Raw genomic sequence first — 24,388 nt, forward strand, 5'->3', positions numbered from 1 at the left:
CTATTTGGGCACTAACCCTGAGTATTTTACTCAGTATCAGTTCATTATTACTTCCAATTCAAAAAGCCCGCTCACAATGTCGTTTACATTATTGATTGAGTAGTCATTGGATAGTATGATTTTATTGCTTATTTCTTTTATGTTGTTTAATGGTGGAAATCTCATTTCTCTTAATTCTGTTGCACTTACATTTAGATTACCGTAAAAAATTGGAAGTAAGTATTAAATAATTCGGAGTTGAGCAATGCACAAAGGCCAACAACTTCGTCACGGTCTAAATGTCCGTCTTTTCTGTATATGTAGTTTACTTTATTTTCAACTCCGATATAATCCGATTTGGCATAGTTACAGAAATAAGGGGCTGCAATTAATCTGCTCTTGTCATCTTTGGTGCTAAATCGTCTTAAAAGAATATAATTCTTATTGGGAAGCAACAAAGATTTTGAGCCGCTTTCTATTTTTATAAATTGCCCTTTTTCTTTCAGTTGTTTTGGCCATTTCATTATCATTTTGTTTATGTTGAGTAACCAAAATAATGGAGCTAAAAATACTGTCCCGTTTTCGTAATTTTTTTGAATAAAATCTAACGCACGGAAGGAAACAACGGGTACTGTTGAAACTTTTATATTAAAACCTGTCAAAACATTTTCCCAAATTTTCTTTTATAAGGAGGCATTGCAGGTGCGGTCCGGAGATTTCAGGATGAATCAGCTGCGTTGTTGAAATTAAAAATTTTGGAACTAAAGCAGCTTTGAGTTAGGTTTGGTGGCTGAATTAAAAAATAAACTCATGAAAGAATTATTAACAGCGCTGGCAATGGTGATGAGCTTAACCGTCTTAGCGCAACCCGGCACTCTTGATAGCAGTTTTGGCACGGATGGAATAGTGACGACATCAATAGGAGCGGAGAATGACCAGGCTTATGCCGTGGCGGTGCAGGATGATGGAAAGATAATCCTGGGCGGCAGCAGCTATGTCGGCAGCGTTTCTGATTTCACTATGGTGCGATATAATGCGGATGGCTCACTGGACCAGAACTTTGGGAACGGTGGCAAAGTTATTACCACCTTTTCTCCGAATGCCTTCAGCGTAATCAGGGCATTGACCATTTTGCCGGATGGGAAAATCCTGGCAGCCGGGCAAACCCCGGATCAAGGTAATTATCATATTACTGTGGTGCGATACAAGGAGGATGGAAGCCTTGATGCAGGTTTTGCAACTGGTGGAAAACAGGTACATAATATCGCCTCTGTCAGCGATAGCTATGTAAATGGAATGGCAGTGCAGGATGACGGAAAGATCGTGGTGGGCGGATATGTATCAGGCTTCGATTTTATGCTGGCGCGCTTCAATGAAAATGGTTCAGTGGATGCCGGATTTGGCAGCAACGGCAGCTTCATCACTGAGGTTGGTGATGGTATTGCTCTGGGTAGCGATGTAGCTTTACAGAGCGATGGAAAAATTCTGCTGGCCGGACGTGCGATAAATGTCGCGGTAAACAATTTCGCGTTGATTCGCTGCAATACGGACGGTACGCTGGATGCTGGATTTGGCGATGCCGGCCAGGTGATGATGCCCATCAGTACCGGCTTTGAGGAAGCAAAAAAGGTGATAGTGCAGCCTGATGGAAAAATTCTGCTGGTAGGGCATGCGGAGGCAGGCAGCGGGTTTGAGTTCGCCATTATGCGTCTCAAAGCTGATGGCACTTTGGACAACAGTTTTGGCAACAGCGGCTCCGCTCTGGTTTCGTTCGGTACACCCGATGCATTTGCAACAGCAGTAGTGTTGCAGTCTGACGGAAAAATGGTGGTGGCAGGATATACCGGCAGCAGCAATACTACCTGGAAATTCGCGCTGGCCAGGCTCAATGCGGACGGTACGCTGGATCAAGGCTTCGGGATAGGTGGGAAACTCACCACCGCTGTGGGAACCACCTTCGACTATTGCCAGGCGGTAGCTATGCAGCCTGACGGAAAAATTGTGGCGGCAGGCTATTCCGACAGTGGAGCGAATTTCGACTTCGCTGCAGCCCGCTATCTTTCGGGACTTAACGTGGGAATTGTGGATTTTTCTATTTCTGAAAATTCAGTGCTGATTTATCCCAATCCTGTAAATCAAAATTCAATTTTTAAATATACACTGACAAGCACTGAAAGAATAACCATTGATTTGGTGGATATCAATGGGAAACGGCTCCAGCGTTTTGTTGACCAGGAATGGAAAGAAGCCGGGCCGCATCAACAACCGGTCAGGATCTCGGAGGAAATCCCGTCAGGCAATTATTTCCTCATTTTGTCAAATTCCAAAGGACAGGTTGCCATTAAAATTTTCAAATGATGTAAACTGCCGGTTTTGCCGAAAAAATGTAGCTGTGGCGTGCGCTTTGGGAGTTTAAAATACCTGGCTTTCTTCGGGTTGAACTGTTTTAAAGTTGAAGGTGTTCATTTTTGTAATGTATTTAAAATTGATAATCTTAGGTACTTAATTGAACATCCTCATCAGTTTTAATCACAGTAGTTGCATCTTCCTTAAAACATAAATTTTCCCACTATGAAAAAGCTACTCGGCACCTCTGGCATTTTGTTTTGTATATGCATGCTCCCACAGATTCATGCACAACCCGGTATAGCCGGTGGTTACATTGATTATTCCTGTGTCGGTCAGGATAGCTTCTCTATCTCCCTCCACGTAATTGCTGACTGCAATGGCTCGCTCGCATTCAGCAAAACATTTACTGCCACTCCAGGATGTACTTCTGCTTCGGCAGTATCCATTCAGCTTGCCTTGCAGGATTCTGCAGATCGCACCCAACTTTGCGAGGGCATTTGCAACAGTTGTAGCGATTCTGCTTGCTCAACGCCTTATGGATTTAAAGAATACAGGCTTACTGGACTTCTTGATCTTAGCCAGCAGGTATGTGATAACTGGACCTTTAGCTGGCAGGAAAGCAAGCGTTCAGGAGCTATCACCACCGGCCCGGCAAATGATGGTATTTACTTGTATGCCACCATTGACAAATCGGTAGCGCCCTGCAACTCCACCTCTACGCTACGTCCTTTTGAAAGCACGCTCAGGTGTCCGGGCCAATGCTTAACGTTTTTTGATGATGCCAGGGATCCGGATGGCGATTCGTTGGTATATTCTATAGTTTCAGCAAAATCATCTCCCACGTTGAATGTCACTTATACCACACCTTACAGCTCTGAGAAACCACTTTACTTCAATGGTTTTCCCAACACTAACCTCCCATACAATCCTCCACTTTGCAGAGGATTTCATCTTTATGCTAACAATGGTGTGTTGGCCTTTAAGCCCCTGCAGGCACAAGGCACTGTCATCAGCTATAAAATTGAGGAATATCGTAACACGGTTAAAGTAGGTGAACGTGTAAGGGATTTGATGGTATTAATGATGAATTGTCCACCAAACAACCTTCCCACCCTCTCCGGAATTAACGGAGGGAATAGCTTTAGCACTGAAACTTGTGCGGGTCAAACTATTTCATTTAATGTACACAGTGACGATCAGGATAATGACTCAGTGAATTTGGACTGGAATGGAGGAATCCCCGGTTCGAATTTTACGGTTGGTACTGGCCGGACACCTATGGGAACATTTACATGGACTCCCCGGGAATCCGATGCAAATGCGGTCCCTTATTTCTTTTCGGTTCAAGCCTCGGACAACGCTTGTCCGCTTCCCGGCTATACAGTTCGTTCATACCGGATCACGGTCCGTCCTATTCCCACGGCAAATTATACAGTTACCAATCTGGGAATGGGATTGTATGAATTTGCCATAACCAAAACAAATCCTCCGAACGCTCTTGTAGAATGGAGTGGCGAGGATGGCATTGGAAGCGGCAACGGTGGTGCCGATGCCGAGAAGCGGGTGTTTACACATCAATTTTCCCGGGAAGACACCGTGGCGTTTCAATTAAGGGTAATTTCAGATTGCATCAATATTTATAGAGACACCTTGATCGTGGAATTTACGGTTGGAATGACCGAACCTCTGGCCAGTAATCCTAATATCCGTCTTTTCCCCAACCCGGCAAAAGGCCATGCAGTCTTGTTATTTGACAAAGATGGATTTGCTCCAACTGAAGTGGAATTAATAAGCCCCGAGGGCAAGATCGTTGGGAAATGGAAACAGGATAACCCAGGTGAATTGAGAATTGAGAGAGACGGCCTGGCCAGCGGGATCTACCTTTTGCGGCTTCAAAATAATAGGGGGCAGAGCTGGCAGTCTAAATTAATATTTGAATAATTGAGGTAGCACCCGCTACAGGAAGGACAGCGTACGGAAAGGAAGTTTAGATGCACGGGGATCTATAACAATATGTAAAATTGAGTTTAAATTCGGAAAATTCTGAAACACATATTTCAAATAATACTTACTTCCGGTTCTGCCAAAAAAACTTGCCTCCCGGGTACCATTGATGAGCTTTAAATCTTTGGTTCGCTATAGCGTGAACTATTAAAAAATTCAAGATGTTCATTTTAAAAATGTGCTAAAATCAGCAATTAGAACCTCTTAATTGAACATCCTCATCAGTTTTAATCACAGTAGTTGCATCTTACTTAAAACATAAATTTTCCCGTTATGAAAAAGCTCCTCGGCATCTCTTGTATCTTGTATTGTCTGTGTCTGCTCTCTCAGGTTAATGCACAACCCGGTATAGCCGGTGGTTATATTGACTATTTCTGTGTGGGGCAGGATAGTTTCTCCATCTCCCTTCACATCTTAGCTGAGTGCAATAGCTCGCTGACGTTCAGCAAAACCCTTACTGCCACACCGGAATGCAGTTCTGCTTCACCTGTTTCTATCCAGCTTGCTCTGCAGGATTCTGCAGATCGCACCCGCACACAAAATTGTGAGGGTGTTTGTAATCGCTGTATTGATACTTCGTGTACGGAACCTTTCGCATTCAGTGAATACCGTTTTAAGGGAATTATAGACCTTAGTCAACAGGTATGTGATAAATGGACTTTTAGTTGGCAGGAAAGCCAGCGTTTCGCAGAAATTACTACCGGCCCGGCCAATGAGGGCATCTACTTATATGCCACCATTGACAAATCAGTAGCGCCATGTAACTCAACGTCTACGCTTAGTCCTTTTGAAAATACGATTAATTGTGCGGGTAAATGTCTTTCGTTTTACAATAATGCCTTGGATCCGGATGGTGATTCGCTGGTATATTCGATAGTCTCGGCAAAATCATCTCCCACGCAGGATGTCACTTATCTCTCACCTTACAGTGCTGAGAGACCCCTTTACTTTAATGGTTTTCCAAAAACAGACCTGCTATACCATCCTCCGCTTTGCCGGGGATTTCATCTTGATAGTACCAGTGGCGGGTTGCATTTCAGACCTATGCAGGCGCAAGTCACTATCATCAGCTACAAGATTGAAGAATATCGTAATAACATAAAAGTTGGTGAACGCGTCAGGGATTTAATGGTAGTAATGGAAAATTGCGAATCAAATGAACCGCCCACCCTCAGTGAAAAAAACTTTAATAACTATGTTTGTTCGGGTCAAAATATTTCTTTTACTATACACAGTGACGATCAGGATAATGATTCAGTGAAATTAACCTGGGACGGAGGCATCCCTGGTGCGAATTTCACCGTTGGTATGGGCCGGACCCCTACAGCTACCTTCTCTTGGACTCCCCGGGACTCTGATATAAGTGTAGTTCCTTATGTCTTTAAAGTTCAAGCCTCTGACAATGCATGTCCTCTTCCCGAACATACCGAGAAAACTTACCCCATCACTGTAAGGCATACTCCCACCGCAGATTACGCAGTTACGAACCTGGGTATGGGATTGTATGAATTCGCCATAACCAGAATTGATCCTGCGAGCGCTTCGATGCAATGGAGCGGTGATGACAGTATTAGTAGCAACTATCCGAAATTTACACATCAATTTTCTCAGGAAGACACCGTGGAGTTTGAATTAGCGTTAGGTGGGTATTGCCACAATATTTATAAAGACACCCTGATTGTAGAATTTACGGTCGGAATGAACGAACCTCTGACCAGTAATCCTAATATCCGTCTTTTCCCCAACCCGGCAAAAGGCCATGCAGTCCTGCTATTTGACAAAGATGGATTTGCTCCAACTGAAGTGGAATTAATAAGCCCCGAGGGCAAGATCGTTGGGAAATGGAAACAGGATAACCCAGGTGAATTGAGAATTGAGAGAGACGGCCTGGCCAGCGGGATCTACCTTTTGCGGCTTCAAAATAACAGGGGGCAGAGCTGGCAGTCTAAATTAATATTTGAATAATTGAGGTAGTACGAGGTACGGGATTACAACAAGGCAGAAGTACTGCCATACCTTGCTTTTCTACGAGGCACTTGCCAACCTGCGGGAATATTTCCTGGCGTAACAAGAAAGTTAGCTCCAAAACATGGTAAATTGGTATTTGTAGAATTTCATCCTGTTTGTTTGGATGTTTGATGATAATTTTGATAAAATTAGTTTCCGTTATTTTAATACCGGTGCAGTTATAGAAACCGAAACTTATGCAGACCGAAATGTTCCCATCACTCAGGAATATGTAATGAGGAATCACGGAATTAGCGAGGCTTTAAGCAGCTTAATTAAAAACGGAATTGAAATAAACTCATTTGACGAATTTGATTGCTCACCTTACAATTGTTTTAAAGAAGCTGTAGAATTTAGAACAGGAATGTATCGCATAAAATATCTTGACAATAAAATTCCAATGGTATATGCAGTTGGGGCGACTAAGTGAGACAAATAGCTAACAGCACCTACCCGCGAGCTATAGACGGCTTTAATACCGCTCCGGTTGGGGTTTTACGGTGAACAAAGAAACACCTCGTGCTTTTATAGCACAACCGACAATGCTTCTCTACGTTTATTCAGACCAGAATGGAAAACTAACGCAACTACAGTATGATAACTCAAATTTTATTATTGATACTGGGATTTGGAATCTTGATTAAAGGTGCTGATTGGTTGGTAAGTGGGGGATCCGCATTAGCCAGGAAATATAAGATATCTGAGTTAGCGATTGGCTTAACTATAGTCGCATTTGGAACATCAATGCCTGAATTGGTTGTAAATGCTTTTGCTGCTTATCAATCACATGCAGACATTGTATTTGGTAATATTATTGGGAGTAATATTTTTAACTTATTTGCAATACTTGGCATAGCAGGATTAATTGCCCCCTTAATAGTGCAATCAAGCACCGTATGGAAAGAAATTCCTATTTCTTTTCTTGCAGCTTTATTGCTGTTTTTTCTTACTAATAGCATTATCTCTGAATACGAAGTTTTGTCAAGGATGGATGGTGTTATTTTATTAATATTCTTTTGTTTATTTCTCTATTATGTATTTAAACAATTGAAAAGTGAAAATATGCCGCTTGATCTTAAACGAATAGAATTGTCCAACTTTAAAATTTGGATGTTTATTTCATTGGGCCTGGCATCTTTAATTGCAGGTGGCAGACTTGTAGTTATTAATTCAGTAAATATAGCCGAAGATTTAGGCATCAGCCAGACAATAATTGGATTAACCATTGTTGCTGCAGGTACTTCACTTCCGGAACTTGCTACATCAGTAGTAGCAGCGATAAGGAAAAATAGCGATATTGCTGTTGGCAATATAATTGGCTCCAATATATTTAACATTTTCTTTATTCTTGGAGTAAGTACGCTTATAAAACCAGTTGAGTATAACATTAGATTCAATTACGATTTATATTTATTATGATTTGGTACTATTTTGCTGTTTATCGCTATGTTTTCGGGAAAGAAAAAGAAACTGGATAGATGGGAAGCCGGGATTTTACTTTTAATCTATGTAGGATATACTATATTTTTGATTACCAAGGAAATGTAAACGATACCTTACTGCCAACCACAACAAAGCCAATTAGGGCGGACAGGAGTTTCTGCAAGGTTTGTTCTCCCTGGCGGCCATTATTTAAAGCAGACAATAATGACCTTCAAAAACTCCACTAACGTATAGCAAACCGTTAGTACAGTTGAATCCTTTTCCGTCATCTTTCCGCTCACGTTAAGCATCCCGTTCTGACACTTCTGCCAAAACCCTAAGCTGCCTTACCTTTGCGGCCCTTTAATCAGCTAGAAACGGTAAACCAAGCGATAAGCAACTCTGCGCACATGACCCGCCACATTCCCAACCTCCTTACGATAGCCAACCTCTTTTGCGGATTCTTTGGCATTGTAGCCGTCTTTAACGGAGAGATGGTGCTGGCCGGATGGATGGTCATTGTTGCGGCTATTTTCGATTTCCTCGATGGAATGGCAGCCCGGATGCTGAAAGCGCACAGCGACTTGGGTGCCGGGCTCGATTCGCTGGCAGATATGGTGAGCTTCGGAGTGTTGCCGGGAATGATTATGATGGTGCTTATGATGCGATCTCACACAATGCCCCTGAACGATTTCTTTGCCGGACCGGTGCCGGTAGTGAGCTTGCTGGCTTTCCTCATTCCCGCTTTCAGTGCGGTGCGCCTCGCAAAGTTCAACATTGACACCCGCCAAAATGTGAACTTCATTGGCCTGCCGACACCGGCCAACGCGCTTTTCTTTGCCGCCCTGCCCCTCATTCTGAGATATGATATTGTGATGATCGGGATGGATACTTTCTATCTCTCACCGCTCATCCTCAATCCCTGGTTCCTGATCCTGACAACACTTATTTTCAGTTACTTGCTAATATCTCCCCTTACGCTGTTCTCTCTTAAAATGAAACACTTTGGCTGGAAAGGAAATGAGGTACGCTATATTTTTCTGATCGTTTCGCTGGCCCTTTTCATCGCTTTATTGTTTACGGCTATTCCCATCATCATTATATTCTACATAGTTTTGTCAATGTTAATGAAAAAGCAAATTGCACATGAAGTTTAAGGCTGAAATTGACGTAATGCCCCTGGAGGAATTGCTTGATCCTCAAGGAAAAGTAGTGCAGGGAAACCTAGACAAACTGGGCATTACTCACGTAGGTAAAGTGCGGATTGGAAAGCACATCCGGCTGGAACTGGAGGCAGACAGCGAAGCTGAAGCAACGGAAAAAGTAGAAGCGGCTTGTAAAAAATTTCTTGCTAACCTAATAATGGAAAACTATGCGTTTACGATTCATAAGTCTTGATTTCACCAACTTTCTCACTCTTCTCTTATTTGTCATTGCAGTTCCAGGAACTGTGCACGCACAGGATACGGCTTTCGCAAGGTCGGTGATTGACACCCTCACCAGCGAATATATGGGAGGGCGCGGCTACGTGGAACAGGGAGATATGAGGGCGGCACAATACCTTGCAGCATGGTATAAAGAAATTGGTCTCGCGAGTTACAAACCTATAGTAACGCCTGATGGAAGATCAGTACACAATTATTTCCAGGATTTTGAACTGCCCGTAGTGACTTTTCCAGGAAAAATGGAGGCCCGTATCAACAAGAAAAAGCTGGTACCCGGGAAAGATTTCATTCTTGATCCCAACTCTTCAGGAACTTCCGGGAAGATGAAAGCGAGAATCGTAGAAATGCCAAGGGAGGCGCTAAGAGACCTCACCAGTTTTGCCGATTTTGCTTCGCAGAAAAAAATGCAAAAACGGGCAGTTTTAATTGATGAAAAAAAGTTTGCCAACCTGATAGATGATGAAATGCTGGTAAGCGCTAAGGGAAATGTTTTCGATGCCAGGGCACTGATCATCATTCCGGCCAATAACCGGCTAACATATGGTGTCGGCACGCAGCCACTCAACTATCCCGTCATTATAGTCGACTCCAATGCGGTGCCCGAGGATCCCAAAAAGCTGAAGCTGAAGATCGAATCCGAGTTTGTGCCGCGCTACAAGAGTCAGAATGTGATCGGGTACATATCAGGGCGGAAATATCCTGATTCGGTGATCGTATTCACTGCGCATTACGACCATCTGGGCCGAATGGGAAGCGATACCTATTTCCCCGGTGGGAATGACAACGGATCCGGGATCGCGCTGATGCTGGACCTGGCCCGTCATTTCGCCAGCTACGAAAACCGCCCGGACTACTCTATCGCATTTATGGCTTTTGGCGGTGAAGAAGCCGGCCTGGTGGGTTCTAAATATTACACAGAAAATCCGCTTTTCCCTTTGAATAACATTGCCTTCCTCATCAATATAGACCTAATGGGAAGTGGAGAAGATGGTGTTATGGTAGTGAATGGAGCCGTATTTAAAGAAGAGTATGAAAATTTTGAAAGGATAAACGATGAAAATGAATACTTGCCGGAGGTGAAGAAACGTGGGAAAGCAGCCAACAGCGACCATTACTTTTTCACCGAAGCGGGAGTTCCTGCTTTCTTTTTATACCTCATGGGTTCTTATAAAGAATACCATACTATTTATGACAAGAATGAAATGACCCTGAAGGGATACCACGGCACTTTTAATTTGCTGGAAGATTATACGGACTGGCTCCAGAATCGTTTCGTCCGGTAAATCCAATGCTCTGAAACGAGGGATTTAAACCCCAAAGGGCCAGGGGCACTGGTTGTAAAAAAATTTCGGTTAATAATTTTCCTGAAGAGGTACGGGGCTATTGAAGCTTCTTCCAAATGGTGTCTATCAGTAAATGCATGAGACCATAATGGCCTCTCTTATTTCATTATTGTAAAAATAAATTCTGAACCCTTTCCCGGTTCGGATTTCACCTTGATAGCACCACCATAGCCGGCTATTATTTTCTTCACCAGGGCGAGTCCAATACCGGAGCTGTCCGGCATGCTATCCTTATCCAGCGTCTCGAACATTTTAAATATAGATTGATGGTATTTCGGATGAATGCCCTTGCCATTATCCAGTACGCTGAATTCATGAAACGAGGGCAGGTCCTTATATTTTATCTCAATTAATCCATGTGGCTTATCATTATACCGTATCGCATTGCTGATGAGATTGCTGAACACCTGTAACAATTTGGTGCGTTCGCATTGCATGACCGGTAGCACCTCCGGTATTTTCAGCGTAATATTTTTCGGAACAGTGATCATGGTAAGGGTATTTTCCAGGATAAGCCTTACATCACAAGGTTCTTTCTTTCCGGCTGCCGCACCGGCACGGGAATATTCAAGGATGCTTTCAATCAGGCGGTGCATTGCCTGTGCTTTATTGATGATAAGCTTTAAATGTTCCTGGCCTTCTTTTCCGAGGGCGGTATAATTATCATCATAAAGCCACTGAGCGAGATTGCTGATAGCGCGCAGTGGCGCTTTCAGATCGTGCGAGGTAACGTGGGCAAATTCTTCCAGGCTCTGATTGGTTTGCTGGAGTTCGCGGTTTTTATCCTTTATCAGCGCTTCTGCATTCTTCAGGTCGGTTACGTCCTGGGCTGTGCCTATCAGCCCGGTGGGTTTACCTTTGTCATCCACCACGGTCTCTCCCAGCGAATGCAGCCACCGTACCTCTCCCCTCGTATTGATAATTCTGTGATGGAATCTATAAGGCCTTTGGTGTGTGATGGCAACGCGAATGGTTTCTTCCACGCGCTCCCGGTCTTCCGGATGCAAAAAGCTGGTATAGCGGGAAAAGTCCACTGGCGTTCCGGGTGCCAATCCGAAAATCTGGAAAAGCTCATCTGACCAGACCACCTGGTCTTTCTCCATATCCCATTCCCAGCTTCCTACATTTGCAAGGTGCTGAGCGGCTATCAGTTGCTTCTGGCTCAGCGCCCTGTGTTCTGTCGCTTGCTTTCTGTCAGAAATGTCAATCAGAGAACCGGCAAACCCGATAAATTCTCCACTTTCATTATAACGGGGCCGGCCCAGGTTCTGCATCCACCGGTAGGTTCCGTCTTCCCTTTGCAGACGGCATTCACAGTCGAAAGGTGTTCTTGTTTCCAGGTGTTCAAGCAATTGCGACAAACAGGCTTCTTCATCATCCTGATGAATTCCCTGGATTCCTTTGCTTCCGGTTTCCTCCTTCATTGAGCGCCCGCGAAACTCAAGCAGAGTTTCATTTACATATATAATTTTCCCATGAGTATCGCTCGCCCATATCAATACCGGTAAATATTGCAATAATGATTCACCTAGTTCCTCTGTTGCCATATCAGTCATAAAAAATAAATTTTAAGAAATATGCTAACTCTCTAATTGTTTGAAAATAAGAAAATTTAATACGGAATAATGAAGTTATGGAATGCTCTCAGGTAGAAGTGCGGGGAAAACAAGTAGGCTGCGTTTAGCAGCAATTTCTCACAAAGCCGTTAACTACTAACCGGAGGTAAAGATTTTTTGTTGAAATTATTTTTAACACCGGGTTCTTTGCTTTAAAATATGCTGATACCTGACGGATCGGAAATTTTGGAGCTTTGTTTCTCAAAAAGTAAAACAGTCTTGCTATTATTGCCGAAAATGGCAGTGGCGGTTGTGAGCTTGGAGTTCTAAATTTACGGCTCATTTCCAGTGAGATCATTAAACCTGATACGGTTGTTCGGAAGCAAAAATTATAAATCTTTTACTGATGCGAACCTTGTGGAGCGGTTTCGCAACTCGCATGATAATGCGTTTATAGGAGAACTCTACCAGCGCTATACCCATCTTGTATATGGAGTTTGCCTTCAATACCTCAAAAATGAGGAAGAAAGCAAAGATGCAGTAATGGAGATATATGAGCATATTATCTCCGCATTGAAAAAGCACCGGGTAGGCAATTTTCGTTCATGGCTCTACAGCGTTTCAAAAAATCATTGCCTGATGAAGTTAAGGAAGGATAAAAGCCTGGACCGCCAGCGCGATGAATATGAGCGATTTCTGATGGGTTTTATGGAAATAGATGAACAAACGCATCTGCTCAATGGCGAAGAAAAGGAGATTAAACTACAGCACCTTACTGAAGGATTGACAAACCTAAATGAGGGCCAGCGACAATGCCTGGAACTGTTTTATTTTTATAATAAAAGTTATGAAGAAATAGCAGATGATACAGGACTGAACCTGAAGCAGGTAAAGAGCCACCTTCAGAATGGAAAGCGCCAGTTAAAGATATATATGGATAAGAATGCCTGAATCTAAGCATATACCGCGCAGCCCGAAATCGGGAAAATGTCTTACGCTGGAAAGTATCAGAGGATACATAGAAGGCCGGTTGAGCACGGATGGCAAAGCTCGTGTGGAACAGCACATAAAGGGTTGTCCTCTCTGTGCCGATGCTGTGGAAGGATACCGGTCTTTCAACTTCAATCGCTCGGCAGCGAATGTCGCTGAGCTGAACCAGCGCATTACAGGAAAGCAGCCGCAACGGCTACGGCAGGGCATTGATTGGGCTCCCATTCTGCGCATTGCGGCTGTAGTTGCCGGGCTACTGGTGCTCGTGGGAGGTAGCTGGCTGGTTTGGCATTTTACTGATGGTTTCCAATCTGCTGACCAATCCACGGTTCAAACTGCCGGAGAGGAGACGCAGCAAGATGCCAAAAGATCTGCGCCAGAACCAAGAATGGCTGCCATACCTGACACGGCCGGGCCGGATACTTCGGAATTGGATGAAACCGGGAATGAACTGGCTTCAGCCTTAAATGAACAGGATCGTGTTGTTCGCAGGGAAATAAAGCCTGAGGCTCCCCGTGAAGAACCGGAGGATAAAGAAGAAATTAGTAAGAAAAGTATAGAACCTTTAGCAGAGGAATCTCCATTGGTTGTTCAGGAATCTGATGACAACGCAGATGGGTATTTTGATACAGCGCTAAGAAATAATGCAGCCCCTCAGAGCAAGAACGAAAGCGATAAAGATGCATCTTCCGGGCAGATGATGGAAGTGGAAAGGGAAGCTGAAGCCAAAGACTTTTATTCGACAAATGAAGTAGATGCACCTCCGGCATATCCCGGTGGGAACCAGGCTATGCAGCAGTATATCAGCAATAATATCCAGCATCCCTCTGGCGATGAAAATGCTGCCCTGGCAGGTACGGTTACGGTCAGGTTTAGTGTGAACGAAAAGGGTAAAGTAAAGGATGAGGAAGTTGTAAGTGGCATCAATGCCGATTTCAATAAAGAAGCTTTGCGGATAATAAAGCGAATGCCCAAATGGACTCCCGGTAAACTAAACGGACACGATGTAACCGTAAAAATGACAGTTCCGGTAAGATTCCCGCCTTCACAGAAATAATATTTACCTGGCAACTAATAATTCCAGGACCTTCAATTTTATCAAAGTAAAAATATTACAAAGAAAAACCGGGAGGATTGAGACTCAACAAACCATTATGTTTATTCTTTTCAGAATTATATTTTTAACAAAAAAGGATTGCCCCTATGACAAGGCAATCCTTTCAACTAAATCACGTCCAAATAAAAAACCTAATAAAAAAACCTAATGAGCAGGCGGTGCTGCTATCACGATACGACCATTTTTAGCAGGAACACCGTCTGCGCATATCGAATATATATAGACTCCGGAACTCAGATCTTCGCGCTGTACCGCCACCTTAGAGCCGGTACCGGAGAGATGTCTCACTTCGTTACCAAGGAGATTGTACAGCCTGAGGTCGTAATCTGATACGGAGGGAAAGTCAATGTAGAAAATGTCATGGGCGGGATTCGGATAGGGGCCGGAAGCGGATTGAACCTGAGCGGGTTCAGCCACTGACGAAGGAAGCGCCTGATAGAAAAGTCCTCCCGGAGCCATCCATTCGTCTGAAAGCAGCGAATCTAGCGCACCACCAAAATAGAGTGCATCCCTGAAAACGATACCGGTATTAAGGCTTCCTTTCATCGATGCCATGCCTTCACCATAGCCGGCTTTATTATATTCAATGATATTTTGGCCATAGTTTCCGATGCCTGGGAAAAAATTGAAATCACCGATAATATAAAGATGATCCCCGTGTTGGAGAAACCTGTTGATCCTTTGTCCGGAAATGGATTGACGGGTGTGCTCAGTTTCCCAGTTATCACCATCCCATGAGGCAAATCCTTCAATGTCTGCCTGATGTTCATCCTTCAGTTCTCCTCCTGCATAGATTTTTCCATCATACTCCGCTAGTGCGTTTACCGGGCCTTCAATTCCACCATCCATTGCCTGCCATGTATGGGAGCTGTAAAGGGCAATGTGCTTTGCCGCGGTGGTGCCTGCCATTGTGAATTCACCCGCTACCACCAGATCGCCCTCAGAGGTTGATATCAGTGCATTCACGGGTCCGTTCACCTGTTCAGGCAAGGAAATCCAGTTACCGAAACCCAGCCGTGACAAATACAAATTCGACACAGTGCCGGATGCGGTAAATGAACCTCCTGCGTAAAGTGTATTGTCGTGAACGGCCAATGTCCTTACAGGAGCGTTGAAACCGTTGCCAACTGCTTCCCACTTGGAACCTGTCCAGCGGGCCACGTATGCAGCAGGTTCTCCGTCTGCCAGGGTGAATTCTCCCCCCACGTACAGCGTGTTGGTGTAGATTGTCATTGCACTGACGCGGCCATTTAGTCCATCGCCCAGTTTCATCCAGTTGTTGCCATCAAATGCTGCAATATTATTCATCCCTTCCATTCCTTCCACTTTATCAAATTCGCCTGCCACATAAAGCATTTCCTTTCCACCTACCATCGTGGATAGAAATACTTCGATCTCTCCTTCCACCTTTGCACCTTCTGTTGTCCAGCTATATTGAGGTTGGTAAGCCGGTTGTATCCAGGCGAGTTCATCCATAGTAAATCCTGACTGCTTCACCCAGTCGTTAAGTTCAGGAAAATGCATTTGGCGGAGGTAAGCATAGTTGTCTTCGCGGCTGACCATCTCCGCCAGTTCGCGGTGGCCACTGCTGATAATGAGCTGGCCTACAGCGCAAGGCGTGCCATGAACATCAATAAAATAAGGAATGCGATGCTCGTGGAATGTGTTAACGGGAAATTCCCCGCGATTCTGGTAGCGGTGCAAATCATCCAGTGATTCAGCGCGGTGGGCTGCAAAGGCGGGCGCGATAGCCGGAGTATGTGCCCTGAGATGCTGCTCCACCAGGCGTAAATGTGTTTGGATGCGGGCAATATCATTCTCAAAGCTGACTTCTTCTGAGAGTGAATGAGGACTTACTTTCAGCCATTCTTTATTGACTTCGCAGAGGTGTGCATAAAGAGAGGCTTTTTTTTGAGGTTCCAACGCGTTGATGCTGCCGGCAACCAAAAGAAATACGGTGATAAAAATTGAATGCTGAATTAAAGTTTTCATAATGTGATTATTTTTAAGTTAGCGGTACCGGGTTTTTCAAAATGACGACAGGAACCCAAAAGAAGTTGCCTGTAAATTCGTCCGGATACCGGTGTACATGATGACGATTTGAGAGTCAAAAGGTCTATTCTCAGTTCATATTTGAAATGAAATAAAATACAAGCGGGCGTTGCTGTTTATAAATGGCGGGCGGCTTATCAGGACAAACAAAAAGATTGACAGAAAAAATATTTTTAATATTGACATTTGCCGGGAGGCCGGAACACAATCTTAAAAGGCTTAAATGGATTCGATAACGCAAATAGCTTTGGGAGCCGCAGTGGGAGAAGCCGCACTTGGAAGAAAGGTGGGAAACAAGGCGGTTTTATGGGGGGCGGTGGCAGGCACCATCCCTGATCTTGACGTGATTCCCGGCCAGTTTCTCTCTACCCTGCAGGAGTTGGAGTTCCATCGCGGAGCGAGCCATTCCATCGTTTTTTCGGTAATAATGGCTCCCATCCTCGGATACCTTGTTTACCGCCTTCATAAAAATAGCGGAGCTTCATGGCGCGGATGGACGCTGCTGTTTTTCCTGTCACTCATAACCCATCCGGTGCTGGATTGCCTCACGACCTGGGGAACGCAGTTTTTCTGGCCGCTGGATTATCGAGTAGACCTTAAGTCCATTTCGGTGATTGATCCACTCTACACCCTGCCATTGCTCATCACCACAATATGGCTGATGTTTAAGAGTCGCTCCGGCCGGGGGCGCAGGGTGCTTAATGTAATTGGTATCAGCCTCAGTTCCTTTTATTTAATTTTCACATTAGGAAATAAGGCAATGATCCACCAGATATTTGAAGAGGAACTGGAGCGGCAGAATATCAGCTATAACCGGTTTGATACACGGCCAACTTTGTTTAATAATATTCTCTGGACCTCCAACGTGGAAGCCGATTCCGGTTATTACCTCGGTTATTATTCCTTTCTTGATCCTGATGAAAGCATACACTTCAGGTATATTCATAAAAATGAAGAACTGCTGGGGGAAGTGGAAAACGAGCCGAAAGTGAAACGCCTTCTGAAAATTACGCAGGACTGGTACACGCTGGAAAAAGAGGGTGAGCTGCTCCTGGTAAACGATCTGCGTTTTGGGCAAACTATGATCTGGCCGGATGAAAATGAGCGATTTGTCTTTACCTATACCATCGAAAAGGATAATGGAGAAGTCATCATCGGCCAACGGGAAAATGACTTCAGTCAGGGAACCGAATTGCTGAGCCAGCTTTGGCACCGCCTCAAAGGCCATAAAAATCCACCCCGTTAATATTACAGTTATTAAATGAGCAAAACAGATATTGAACAAATCGAGCTGTTGCTAAAGTATATAAAGCCTGAAGCAGTGAGGACGCATTTGCAGGCGATAGCCGGTGAACGCCACCGCATTTCAGCACCCGACCACCTGGAAAAAGTCAGGGAATACATCAAGCGGGATTTTATCCGGTGGCTTAGTAAAAGTGATTCCAATAAATTCTCAACAGCGGAAACTGCCGGAGAAAATTTATGGAGTCATATTGCCGGGGAGGCTCCGGAAGGCACTTGGCTCCTTACAGCCCATTACGATTCTGTAGCAGGTTCTCCGGGAGCTGATGACAATGCTTCAGCCGTGGCTGGAATGCTCTGTGCATTACGTGCGCTGAGCCATTTCCGGTACAGGGATAATATTGTTTTTGTAGCATTCGACCTTGAGGAGGCTTCCCTGGCGGGCAGCGAGGCTTTTGTGCAGCAGCTTAACGATTGGCCGCTCCAGCCTGTGAAAGGTGTGATAAACCTGGAGATGATAGGATATACCGCAGAGGAGGAGAATTCACAGTTTTTCCCGCCAGGGATGGAACAGCTTTTTCCGCAGCAGATAAGGGAGGTGGAGCAGCGGGGACGCAAGGGCGACTTCATCACCAATGTGGCCAATGCCGGTTCCCTTTCATTGATGTCGAAGTTTGAAGCTACGGCAAAGGAACTGTTGCCGGACCTGCCCGTGGTTTCCATTGCCGTTCCGGGAAATGGAGAGATGGCGCCCGTTCTCCGGAGGAGTGACCATGCTCCATTCTGGGATGCCGGCATCCCTGCTCTGATGCTGACGGATACCTCCGAATTCAGAAACCCGAATTACCATCTTTCCACGGATACGCTTTCTACCCTGAATATTGACTTCATTACAGTTGTAACCAAAGCCGCCACCGCCACTATTGCCCGCCTTGCAGGTTTGCGCATTTAAAGGAGGCGTAAAAACAGATGTATTACTTTGGTTGGAGACCAAAATTTATTTAGAATATTCCTTCATTTGTTCCTGAGGTTTCACGTTATAGCCTTTCCCACTCCTCCCGTTCAATGCGATAAATATAGACCGGCATTTCCTTGAAGGTTGTGCGGGCGCCTCTTTTCATGCCGTTCCTCACGGCTACAGCTTGTGAAGGAATATTATTAATATTAATAATTGAAATAAGAGAGTCAGCGATGTGATTATTAAATGCATAATTGCGAAGGGCTGAAGCTGCTTCTGTTGCATATCCGTTTCCCCATGCGCTGGGGATCAAGTGGTAGCCGATCTCAATTTCCGGGCGGCCATCTACCGTTTGCTCAAGGAGTCCGCACTGCCCGGCCATCTTCCCGGTTTCTTTATTCACCACGCCATAGAGGGCAAAGCCTGTTTGCCCATAGCGCAGTACTTGGCTGTCAATCCAGCGTTTGCAGGTGTCCTCACTCCCCAACTCCCAATTTGAAAAGCGCAGGGCTTCCGCAGAATTGAAATATTCCATCCATATTTCAAAATCCCCTTTTTACAATTCCCGGAACCGAAGGCGGGGTGTTTCCAACCCACGTAATGAGATTCTCTTCATTTTAAAAGTTTGTTTTATTGAAAGTCAAGATAAAAATTCAAATATATTAGACACAAAGGCACAAAAACTCAAAGGGTCACGAGGTTTATTTTTAACTCATTTTTTTGAGGATTATTAGACACGAAGGCACAAAGTCTCGAAGGAGCACGAAGCCATTATTTAAACACATTTTTGCTGAGATAAATAGACACGAAGGCACAAAGGCACGAAGAAGCACTATGTGGTTATTTGAACGAATCAGGGGTATTTTAACCTTGAATTCAAAGTTTATGAGCAGCCCTGGAAGGCTGAACCCGGAACTCGGAATCTGGAACGGTATTAAACCTTAAATTTGAAGGTTATGAACAATAGCGGTATCAAAGCAAAAAAGCATCTGGGCCAGCACTTCTTAAAAGATCAGGAGGCAGTGGAGCGAATAAGCCAAAGTCTCCTGCTGGCCGGCAAGAGTTACGAGAAGGTGCTCGAAATAGGTCCGGGGCTGGGTGTACTTACCAAATCTCTTTTGCAGCGTTTCGGAGAGCAATTATATGTGGTGGAGATTGATGCTGATATGGTGCAGTACTTAAAGAAAAATTTCCCTGCACTCAATGGTCGCCTGCTGCACCAGGATTTCCTGAATGCCGATCTGAGGGCGCTTTTCGGACAGGAGCAATTCGGAGTTACCGGCAATTTCCCTTACAATATTTCCAGCCAGATTCTCTTTCGCGTGTTGCATTACCGCGATCAGATCCCGGAGTTGACAGGGATGTTTCAGCGTGAGGTGGCAAAGCGGGTGGCGAGCGGACCCGGAACGCGGGACTACGGCATTCTCAGTGTGCTTGTTCAGGCATTTTACGAAACTAGCTATCTCTTCACGCTGGATGAAAACGCTTTTTCTCCTTCGCCAAAAGTGAAGTCGGGAGTACTGCGGATGGAACGAAAGGCAACGGGGCCGCTGGATTGCGATGAGAACTTCTTTTTTCGCGTGGTAAAAACGGCCTTTAACCAGCGAAGAAAAACGTTGAGAAATGCATTGAAGATTTTTGGCGAAAAGCTGGACTACATTGAAACTGCGGTGTTGCTAAGGCGCGCTGAGCAGTTGGAGGTGGAGGATTTTATTGATCTTACAAAACGATTGCAGGACACGCCACCTTCCGGATAATACGGAGCCGCAATTTCCATTTACATCAATTATCCCATACACCGTATAAAAGCCGCAGAGGATTTTGAACCTTTGCCGGAGCCAACTGATCTTCTCCGCGTCCTTCTGGCGATGTAGGGAGGATAAACCTGAAAGAATATGTATTCGGAATTCACTAATGAACTGTATAGCGATATAGAGGCAGCGCTCCGGGAGCGTGACGAGGCGCTGCTGCGCGAGTACCTGCGAAACCTGCATCCGGCTGATATTGCTGAACTGATGAAGGAGCAGGAGATGGAGGATGCGAAATACATCTTTTCACTCATCACTCCTGAAAAGGCGGGCGATGTGCTGGCTGAACTCGAAGATGACATGCGTCAGAAATTTCTGTCGTCTCTGCAGCCGCGCGAGATCGTGGACCGCTTTATAGGCGAGATGGAGACAGATGATGCGGCAGACGTGATCAATGAGTTGCCTCCTAAAGTGCGGGAGGAGGTGATCCGCCAGTTGTCTCGTGACAAAGTAGTTTCAGAGGATCTGGTTTCGCTGCTGGATTACCCTGAGGATAGTGCCGGTGGCCTCATGGCAAGGGAACTTGTGAAGGTGAACATCAACAGCGATGTAACCCAATGCATCGAATCCATACGCGAGCAGGGAAGTGATCTGGAAATGATCTATGCCGTTTACGTGGTGGATGATAACGGAGTGCTGAAAGGAATGATCCCCCTGCATAAACTCATCGTTTCTCCATCCACAGCTAAAATTGAAGACATTTATTTTAAGGAGATCATCTGCGTTTTGGCTAATGAGCCTGCTGATGAAGTTGCCCGGATGATGGACAAATACGACCTTCCCGCTGTGCCGGTGGTGAACGATCATCAGGAACTGGTGGGGCGCATTACCATTGATGATGTGGTGGACTTTATCCGCGAAGAAGCTGAGGAGGACATGCAGTTAATGAGTGGTATTTCTGAAGATGTGGAATATTCTGACCGCATTTTCAAGATCAGCCGTGCTCGGCTTCCCTGGCTTTTGCTCGGCCTGCTGGGGGGCATTGCAAGTTCCAAGGTCATTGCCAACTATGAATACGAACTGGAGATTTATCCTGAGATGGCCATTTTTATCCCGCTGATTGCTGCGATGGGGGGGAATGCAGGAGTGCAGTCTTCTGCGATTGTGGTACAGAGTCTTGCCTCCAAAACGATGGGCCAGGGCGGGTTGGCTTCCAAAATATTCAAGGAGGTGGCGGTGGCGATGCTCAACGGCCTGTGTTGTGCCGTGCTGCTTCTGGGCTACGGTTTTATTTCAGGAGAGGCCCTGCCGCTGGCTTATACCATTAGCATTTCGCTGTTGTCAGTCATTCTTATTGCCTCCCTCTTGGGCCTGTTGATTCCCCTGATGCTCAATTCTCTGAAGGTGGATCCGGCCCTAGCCACCGGCCCGTTTATTACCACATCAAATGACCTCATTGGCCTGTTCGTCTACTTTATGCTCGGAAGGCTGATGTACGGCATGTTTTAAAAATAATATGCCTGATGATAAAAAAAATGCAAGGAGTTGTAAAATGTTAGTCATTAGAAATTCTGAATAATGTCGCAAGAACAAGTATTGGTATGTGATGAAGTTCCTGAATTTTTTCTGTCAGCGCTAAGGGAGATGAACTTCGCTGTGGATTATCAGCCGGGTATTTCTTATGAATCGGTGCTCAAGGAAATAGGCCGCTTTAATGGGGTAATGATCCGCAGCAGTTTGCTTATTGATGCTGCGGTAATAGAAAATGCCGAAAAGCTGAAATTCATTTTGCGGCCTGGCTCAGGGCTGGACAATATTGATGTAGAGGCTGCAACACATTCCGGCATCACGATCATTAATTCACCTGAGGGAAACAGGAATGCAGTAGCAGAGCACACTGCGGGCTTGCTGCTTTCGCTGCTGAACAACATCAGCCAGGCAAGCAGGGAGGTGAGGCAAATGAAGTGGCAGCGCGAAGAAAACCGGGGCTGGGAGCTGGCTGGCAAAGTAGTGGGCCTGGTGGGCTACGGAAATACTGGCTCTTCCTTTGGCCAAAAGCTTATGGGGTTTGATGTAGAGGTAATAGCTTATGACAAATACAAAAGCGGCTTTTCTGACAGCGTGGCCCATCAGGTAGATCTGGAGGATATTTTTGAACGGGCGGATGTGCTGAGCCTTCACATACCGCTGAACCGCGAAACTTATCACTTCATTAATGCGGAGTTTATTGCTAAATTTAAAAAGCCCTTTTATTTGTTGAATACCTCACGGGGCAAGAACGTGAATACCAAAGACCTCCTGGACGCAGTAGAGCAGGGAAAGGTGTTGGGAGCCGCGCTTGATGTGCTGGAGAATGAAGATTTGGAAAGCTATTCGCAAGAGGAGAAGGCGCTCCTGCAAAGGGTGATCAATAACGGAAAGATCCTGATCACGCCCCACATTGCCGGATGGACTTTCGAATCGAAACAAAAAATATTTTCCACGCTTATTGACAAATTAAAAATTCATTTGGCGAACCCGGAGGAGGTGAAGGAAATAATGATGAATCCTGGAGAAGATGATGCTTAACCTCCAAGGTACCCGGATTATAGGCTTTGTTTTCTTATGATAAATATTGAAAAGCATGTTTAAAACAACCTTAATTAAAAGCCTGGGTTGGATATGAATTCAGAACCGGTATTTTTATTTGAATGAAAGACTTTTTAAACCGGTACTGTATAAAGTATTTTTGAAGTCAAATTTTTTTGAAATGAAGGAAGAAGAAAAGAGTGCGACAAATGGTGATAATCATGATCTGACGCAGGAATTGGTGGACTTTGACGGTCATCAATCTACTTCTGTTGATACGCCTTTGCGTGAAGGTGCATTTGAACTGGATGATGAAGAAAAGATGCTTTATATAGAAAAGCATTTTCGCGAGATCATGCTGCTGCTGGGCCTTGACCTCACAGATGACAGCCTGAAACATACGCCTAAGCGGGTGGCAAAAATGTACGTGCAGGAAATTTTTTCCGGCCTTAGCCCGGAAAACCGCCCCAGGATCACGCTGTTTGACAATAGCTTTAAATATGGACAAATGCTGGTGGAAAAGGATATTACCTTTTATTCCACATGCGAGCATCATTTTCTGCCTATTCGCGGCCATGCTCACGTAGCATATATCTCCACAGGAAAGGTGATCGGCCTCAGCAAAATTCACAGGATCGTGCATTATTTCGCTAAGCGGCCACAGGTGCAGGAACGGCTTACCCGCCAGATTGCCTGCGCCATGAAGAAAGAGCTGGATACCGAAGATGTAGCCGTTTTGCTCCAGGGACATCACATGTGTGTTTCAGCGCGCGGCATCAGGGATGAAGACAGCTTTACCGTAACCTCGGAATATTGCGGAAAATTTAAGGAGCGTGATGTAAAAAATGAATTTTTAACATATTTAAAATAAGGCTCCGGGCTGCAAGATGTTATGGTTCGTCCGGAATTTCTTCTTCTGACTTATCTGTTTCTACGCCTTGCTTCTTTAGTTTTCTGATTTTCTCTTCTTCCAGCGCCTTATATCCTGAGTAAAAATTTATGCCCATCTGGTATCCCAGGTCACGGTGATCGCCATAGTAGCGGATGAAGGCGGTGAGAAATGCCGCAGTCATATAATCATCCAGTTGTGTAGCGATCTTTTCCAATAATTCGGCAAGTTCAGCATTGTAAGAGTAGTTGTTGTCATTACCGGGAATTGGAATGGCAAGGAAATAAGTGCGACCGCTAACTCCTGAGAAGGCTTTTACAATAATTCCTACCAACCCCTGATCAGGGTTCCTGTACACCTCCGTAAAATGAAAGCGATAATTTGTCACTTTGTAATCCCCCATCTCAATTACCCGGTTGTCACCTTTAAAAATGGAATCTGCATATAATTCATAAATATCCTCACTTTCCGAAGTATCAGTGCCGGGCGTCTGGGCATTTATAAATAAGCTGCAAACCAGGAACAGGGAGAGTAACAGGAATTGTCGCATAAATAAGTTTTGTAATGATAACGCGTGTTTGTTTATCAAGGTTGCAGGAAACTAAAAACCCGCTGCCTCTATTCCTTGCTTTTGGGCTGTCTTCTATTCGATCAGCAGGCGGCAAAGCTCCACTCAACTTTTTAATGATTTTATATAAATTATAAAAAAGGAATATAAA

Annotated in this window: 21 protein-coding genes; 16 read left to right on the forward strand and 5 right to left on the reverse strand. The window is 44.8% G+C overall.

Going from position 1 to position 24,388, the window contains the following annotated elements; translation table 11 throughout:
• Window positions 1–191: 191 nt before the first annotated feature.
• Complete coding sequence (locus WD077_03620; GenBank protein ID MEX0966301.1) at window positions 192–641, reverse strand: hypothetical protein; 450 nt, start codon at window positions 639–641, stop codon at window positions 192–194.
• A 148-nt stretch (window positions 642–789) separates the two neighbouring features.
• Here WD077_03620 and WD077_03625 point away from each other — a divergent pair, with 148 nt between their 5' ends.
• The 8 genes from WD077_03625 to WD077_03660 all read left to right on the forward strand — a co-directional run bounded on the left by WD077_03625 (window position 790) and on the right by WD077_03660 (window position 10,489).
• Window positions 790–2,337, forward strand: coding sequence for a T9SS type A sorting domain-containing protein (locus tag WD077_03625; protein MEX0966302.1), 1,548 nt, complete (start codon window positions 790–792; stop codon window positions 2,335–2,337).
• A 213-nt stretch (window positions 2,338–2,550) separates the two neighbouring features.
• Window positions 2,551–4,269, forward strand: a complete 1,719-nt coding sequence (locus WD077_03630) for a T9SS type A sorting domain-containing protein (protein ID MEX0966303.1) — start codon at window positions 2,551–2,553, stop codon at window positions 4,267–4,269.
• Between the two features lie 336 nt (window positions 4,270–4,605).
• Window positions 4,606–6,297: a T9SS type A sorting domain-containing protein gene (locus tag WD077_03635; protein MEX0966304.1), complete on the forward strand. Its 1,692-nt coding sequence runs from the start codon at window positions 4,606–4,608 to the stop codon at window positions 6,295–6,297.
• A gap of 166 nt (window positions 6,298–6,463) precedes the next feature.
• Window positions 6,464–6,769: a hypothetical protein gene (locus tag WD077_03640; GenBank protein ID MEX0966305.1), complete on the forward strand. Its 306-nt coding sequence runs from the start codon at window positions 6,464–6,466 to the stop codon at window positions 6,767–6,769.
• 164 nt (window positions 6,770–6,933) lie between these two features.
• Entirely contained in the window at window positions 6,934–7,758 is an 825-nt protein-coding gene (locus WD077_03645; protein MEX0966306.1) for a calcium/sodium antiporter, read from the forward strand.
• Window positions 7,759–8,171: 413 nt separating this feature from the next.
• A complete protein-coding gene (locus WD077_03650) occupies window positions 8,172–8,918 on the forward strand; it encodes a CDP-alcohol phosphatidyltransferase family protein (protein MEX0966307.1) in 747 nt (248 codons plus the stop codon).
• Window positions 8,908–9,159: a phosphoribosylformylglycinamidine synthase subunit PurS gene (gene purS, locus WD077_03655; protein ID MEX0966308.1), complete on the forward strand. Its 252-nt coding sequence runs from the start codon at window positions 8,908–8,910 to the stop codon at window positions 9,157–9,159. The genes WD077_03650 and purS overlap by 11 nt, the downstream gene beginning before the upstream one ends.
• Window positions 9,134–10,489, forward strand: coding sequence for a M28 family peptidase (locus WD077_03660; GenBank protein ID MEX0966309.1), 1,356 nt, complete (start codon window positions 9,134–9,136; stop codon window positions 10,487–10,489). Before purS ends, WD077_03660 begins: the two co-directional genes overlap by 26 nt.
• A 158-nt stretch (window positions 10,490–10,647) precedes the next feature.
• On the opposite strand, the gene WD077_03665 is transcribed toward WD077_03660, so the two are convergent.
• Window positions 10,648–12,105: a PAS domain-containing protein gene (locus WD077_03665; GenBank protein ID MEX0966310.1), complete on the reverse strand. Its 1,458-nt coding sequence runs from the start codon at window positions 12,103–12,105 to the stop codon at window positions 10,648–10,650.
• A 372-nt stretch (window positions 12,106–12,477) separates the two neighbouring features.
• Here WD077_03665 and WD077_03670 point away from each other — a divergent pair, with 372 nt between their 5' ends.
• Both WD077_03670 and WD077_03675 read left to right on the forward strand, forming a co-directional pair.
• The gene (locus WD077_03670; protein ID MEX0966311.1) at window positions 12,478–13,056 is read left to right on the forward strand and encodes a sigma-70 family RNA polymerase sigma factor; all 579 of its coding nucleotides are present in this window, start codon (window positions 12,478–12,480) and stop codon (window positions 13,054–13,056) included.
• Window positions 13,049–14,152, forward strand: a complete 1,104-nt coding sequence (locus WD077_03675) for a TonB family protein (protein ID MEX0966312.1) — start codon at window positions 13,049–13,051, stop codon at window positions 14,150–14,152. Before WD077_03670 ends, WD077_03675 begins: the two co-directional genes overlap by 8 nt.
• Before the next feature lie 204 nt (window positions 14,153–14,356).
• Here the strand turns inward: WD077_03675 and WD077_03680 are convergent, their stop codons facing one another.
• Entirely contained in the window at window positions 14,357–16,204 is a 1,848-nt protein-coding gene (locus tag WD077_03680; GenBank protein MEX0966313.1) for a T9SS type A sorting domain-containing protein, read from the reverse strand.
• A 283-nt stretch (window positions 16,205–16,487) separates the two neighbouring features.
• Here WD077_03680 and WD077_03685 point away from each other — a divergent pair, with 283 nt between their 5' ends.
• Both WD077_03685 and WD077_03690 read left to right on the forward strand, forming a co-directional pair.
• A complete protein-coding gene (locus WD077_03685; GenBank protein MEX0966314.1) occupies window positions 16,488–17,510 on the forward strand; it encodes a metal-dependent hydrolase in 1,023 nt (340 codons plus the stop codon).
• A gap of 15 nt (window positions 17,511–17,525) precedes the next feature.
• Window positions 17,526–18,458 (forward strand): M20/M25/M40 family metallo-hydrolase, encoded by a 933-nt coding sequence (locus WD077_03690; protein MEX0966315.1) that lies wholly within the window; start codon window positions 17,526–17,528, stop codon window positions 18,456–18,458.
• Window positions 18,459–18,543: 85 nt separating this feature from the next.
• Here WD077_03690 and WD077_03695 read toward each other — a convergent pair whose 3' ends face one another.
• Complete coding sequence (locus tag WD077_03695) at window positions 18,544–19,005, reverse strand: GNAT family N-acetyltransferase (GenBank protein MEX0966316.1); 462 nt, start codon at window positions 19,003–19,005, stop codon at window positions 18,544–18,546.
• A 415-nt stretch (window positions 19,006–19,420) separates the two neighbouring features.
• Here WD077_03695 and rsmA point away from each other — a divergent pair, with 415 nt between their 5' ends.
• The 4 genes from rsmA to folE all read left to right on the forward strand — a co-directional run bounded on the left by rsmA (window position 19,421) and on the right by folE (window position 23,651).
• Entirely contained in the window at window positions 19,421–20,221 is an 801-nt protein-coding gene (rsmA, locus tag WD077_03700) for a 16S rRNA (adenine(1518)-N(6)/adenine(1519)-N(6))-dimethyltransferase RsmA (protein MEX0966317.1), read from the forward strand.
• A 138-nt stretch (window positions 20,222–20,359) separates the two neighbouring features.
• Window positions 20,360–21,721 carry a magnesium transporter gene (gene mgtE, locus WD077_03705; GenBank protein ID MEX0966318.1) on the forward strand — a complete coding sequence of 454 codons (1,362 nt, stop codon included), beginning with the start codon at window positions 20,360–20,362 and terminating at the stop codon, window positions 21,719–21,721.
• Between the two features lie 69 nt (window positions 21,722–21,790).
• Complete coding sequence (locus WD077_03710) at window positions 21,791–22,780, forward strand: NAD(P)-dependent oxidoreductase (protein MEX0966319.1); 990 nt, start codon at window positions 21,791–21,793, stop codon at window positions 22,778–22,780.
• A 181-nt stretch (window positions 22,781–22,961) separates the two neighbouring features.
• Window positions 22,962–23,651: a GTP cyclohydrolase I FolE gene (folE, locus tag WD077_03715; GenBank protein MEX0966320.1), complete on the forward strand. Its 690-nt coding sequence runs from the start codon at window positions 22,962–22,964 to the stop codon at window positions 23,649–23,651.
• 19 nt (window positions 23,652–23,670) lie between these two features.
• Here the strand turns inward: folE and WD077_03720 are convergent, their stop codons facing one another.
• Entirely contained in the window at window positions 23,671–24,219 is a 549-nt protein-coding gene (locus WD077_03720; GenBank protein ID MEX0966321.1) for a hypothetical protein, read from the reverse strand.
• Between the last annotated feature and the right edge of the window lie 169 nt (window positions 24,220–24,388).

It is taken from the genome of Bacteroidia bacterium (assembly GCA_040880525.1).
Classification (GTDB): domain Bacteria; phylum Bacteroidota; class Bacteroidia; order CAILMK01; family JBBDIG01; genus JBBDIG01.

Bases quoted from the DNA above. Each gene is read 5' to 3' on its own strand.
- WD077_03625 (MEX0966302.1), top strand. From the start codon at position 790: ATGAAAGAATTATTAACAGCGCTGGCAATGGTGATGAGCTTAACCGTC.
- WD077_03630 (MEX0966303.1), top strand. From the start codon at position 2,551: ATGAAAAAGCTACTCGGCACCTCTGGCATTTTGTTTTGTATATGCATG.
- WD077_03635 (MEX0966304.1), top strand. From the start codon at position 4,606: ATGAAAAAGCTCCTCGGCATCTCTTGTATCTTGTATTGTCTGTGTCTG.
- WD077_03640 (MEX0966305.1), top strand. From the start codon at position 6,464: ATGTTTGATGATAATTTTGATAAAATTAGTTTCCGTTATTTTAATACC.
- WD077_03645 (MEX0966306.1), top strand. From the start codon at position 6,934: ATGATAACTCAAATTTTATTATTGATACTGGGATTTGGAATCTTGATT.
- WD077_03650 (MEX0966307.1), top strand. From the start codon at position 8,172: ATGACCCGCCACATTCCCAACCTCCTTACGATAGCCAACCTCTTTTGC.
- purS (MEX0966308.1), top strand. From the start codon at position 8,908: ATGAAGTTTAAGGCTGAAATTGACGTAATGCCCCTGGAGGAATTGCTT.
- WD077_03660 (MEX0966309.1), top strand. From the start codon at position 9,134: ATGCGTTTACGATTCATAAGTCTTGATTTCACCAACTTTCTCACTCTT.
- WD077_03665 (MEX0966310.1), bottom strand. From the start codon at position 12,105: ATGACTGATATGGCAACAGAGGAACTAGGTGAATCATTATTGCAATAT.
- WD077_03675 (MEX0966312.1), top strand. From the start codon at position 13,049: ATGCCTGAATCTAAGCATATACCGCGCAGCCCGAAATCGGGAAAATGT.
- WD077_03680 (MEX0966313.1), bottom strand. From the start codon at position 16,204: ATGAAAACTTTAATTCAGCATTCAATTTTTATCACCGTATTTCTTTTG.
- WD077_03685 (MEX0966314.1), top strand. From the start codon at position 16,488: ATGGATTCGATAACGCAAATAGCTTTGGGAGCCGCAGTGGGAGAAGCC.
- WD077_03690 (MEX0966315.1), top strand. From the start codon at position 17,526: ATGAGCAAAACAGATATTGAACAAATCGAGCTGTTGCTAAAGTATATA.
- rsmA (MEX0966317.1), top strand. From the start codon at position 19,421: ATGAACAATAGCGGTATCAAAGCAAAAAAGCATCTGGGCCAGCACTTC.
- mgtE (MEX0966318.1), top strand. From the start codon at position 20,360: ATGTATTCGGAATTCACTAATGAACTGTATAGCGATATAGAGGCAGCG.
- WD077_03710 (MEX0966319.1), top strand. From the start codon at position 21,791: ATGTCGCAAGAACAAGTATTGGTATGTGATGAAGTTCCTGAATTTTTT.
- folE (MEX0966320.1), top strand. From the start codon at position 22,962: ATGAAGGAAGAAGAAAAGAGTGCGACAAATGGTGATAATCATGATCTG.
- WD077_03720 (MEX0966321.1), bottom strand. From the start codon at position 24,219: ATGCGACAATTCCTGTTACTCTCCCTGTTCCTGGTTTGCAGCTTATTT.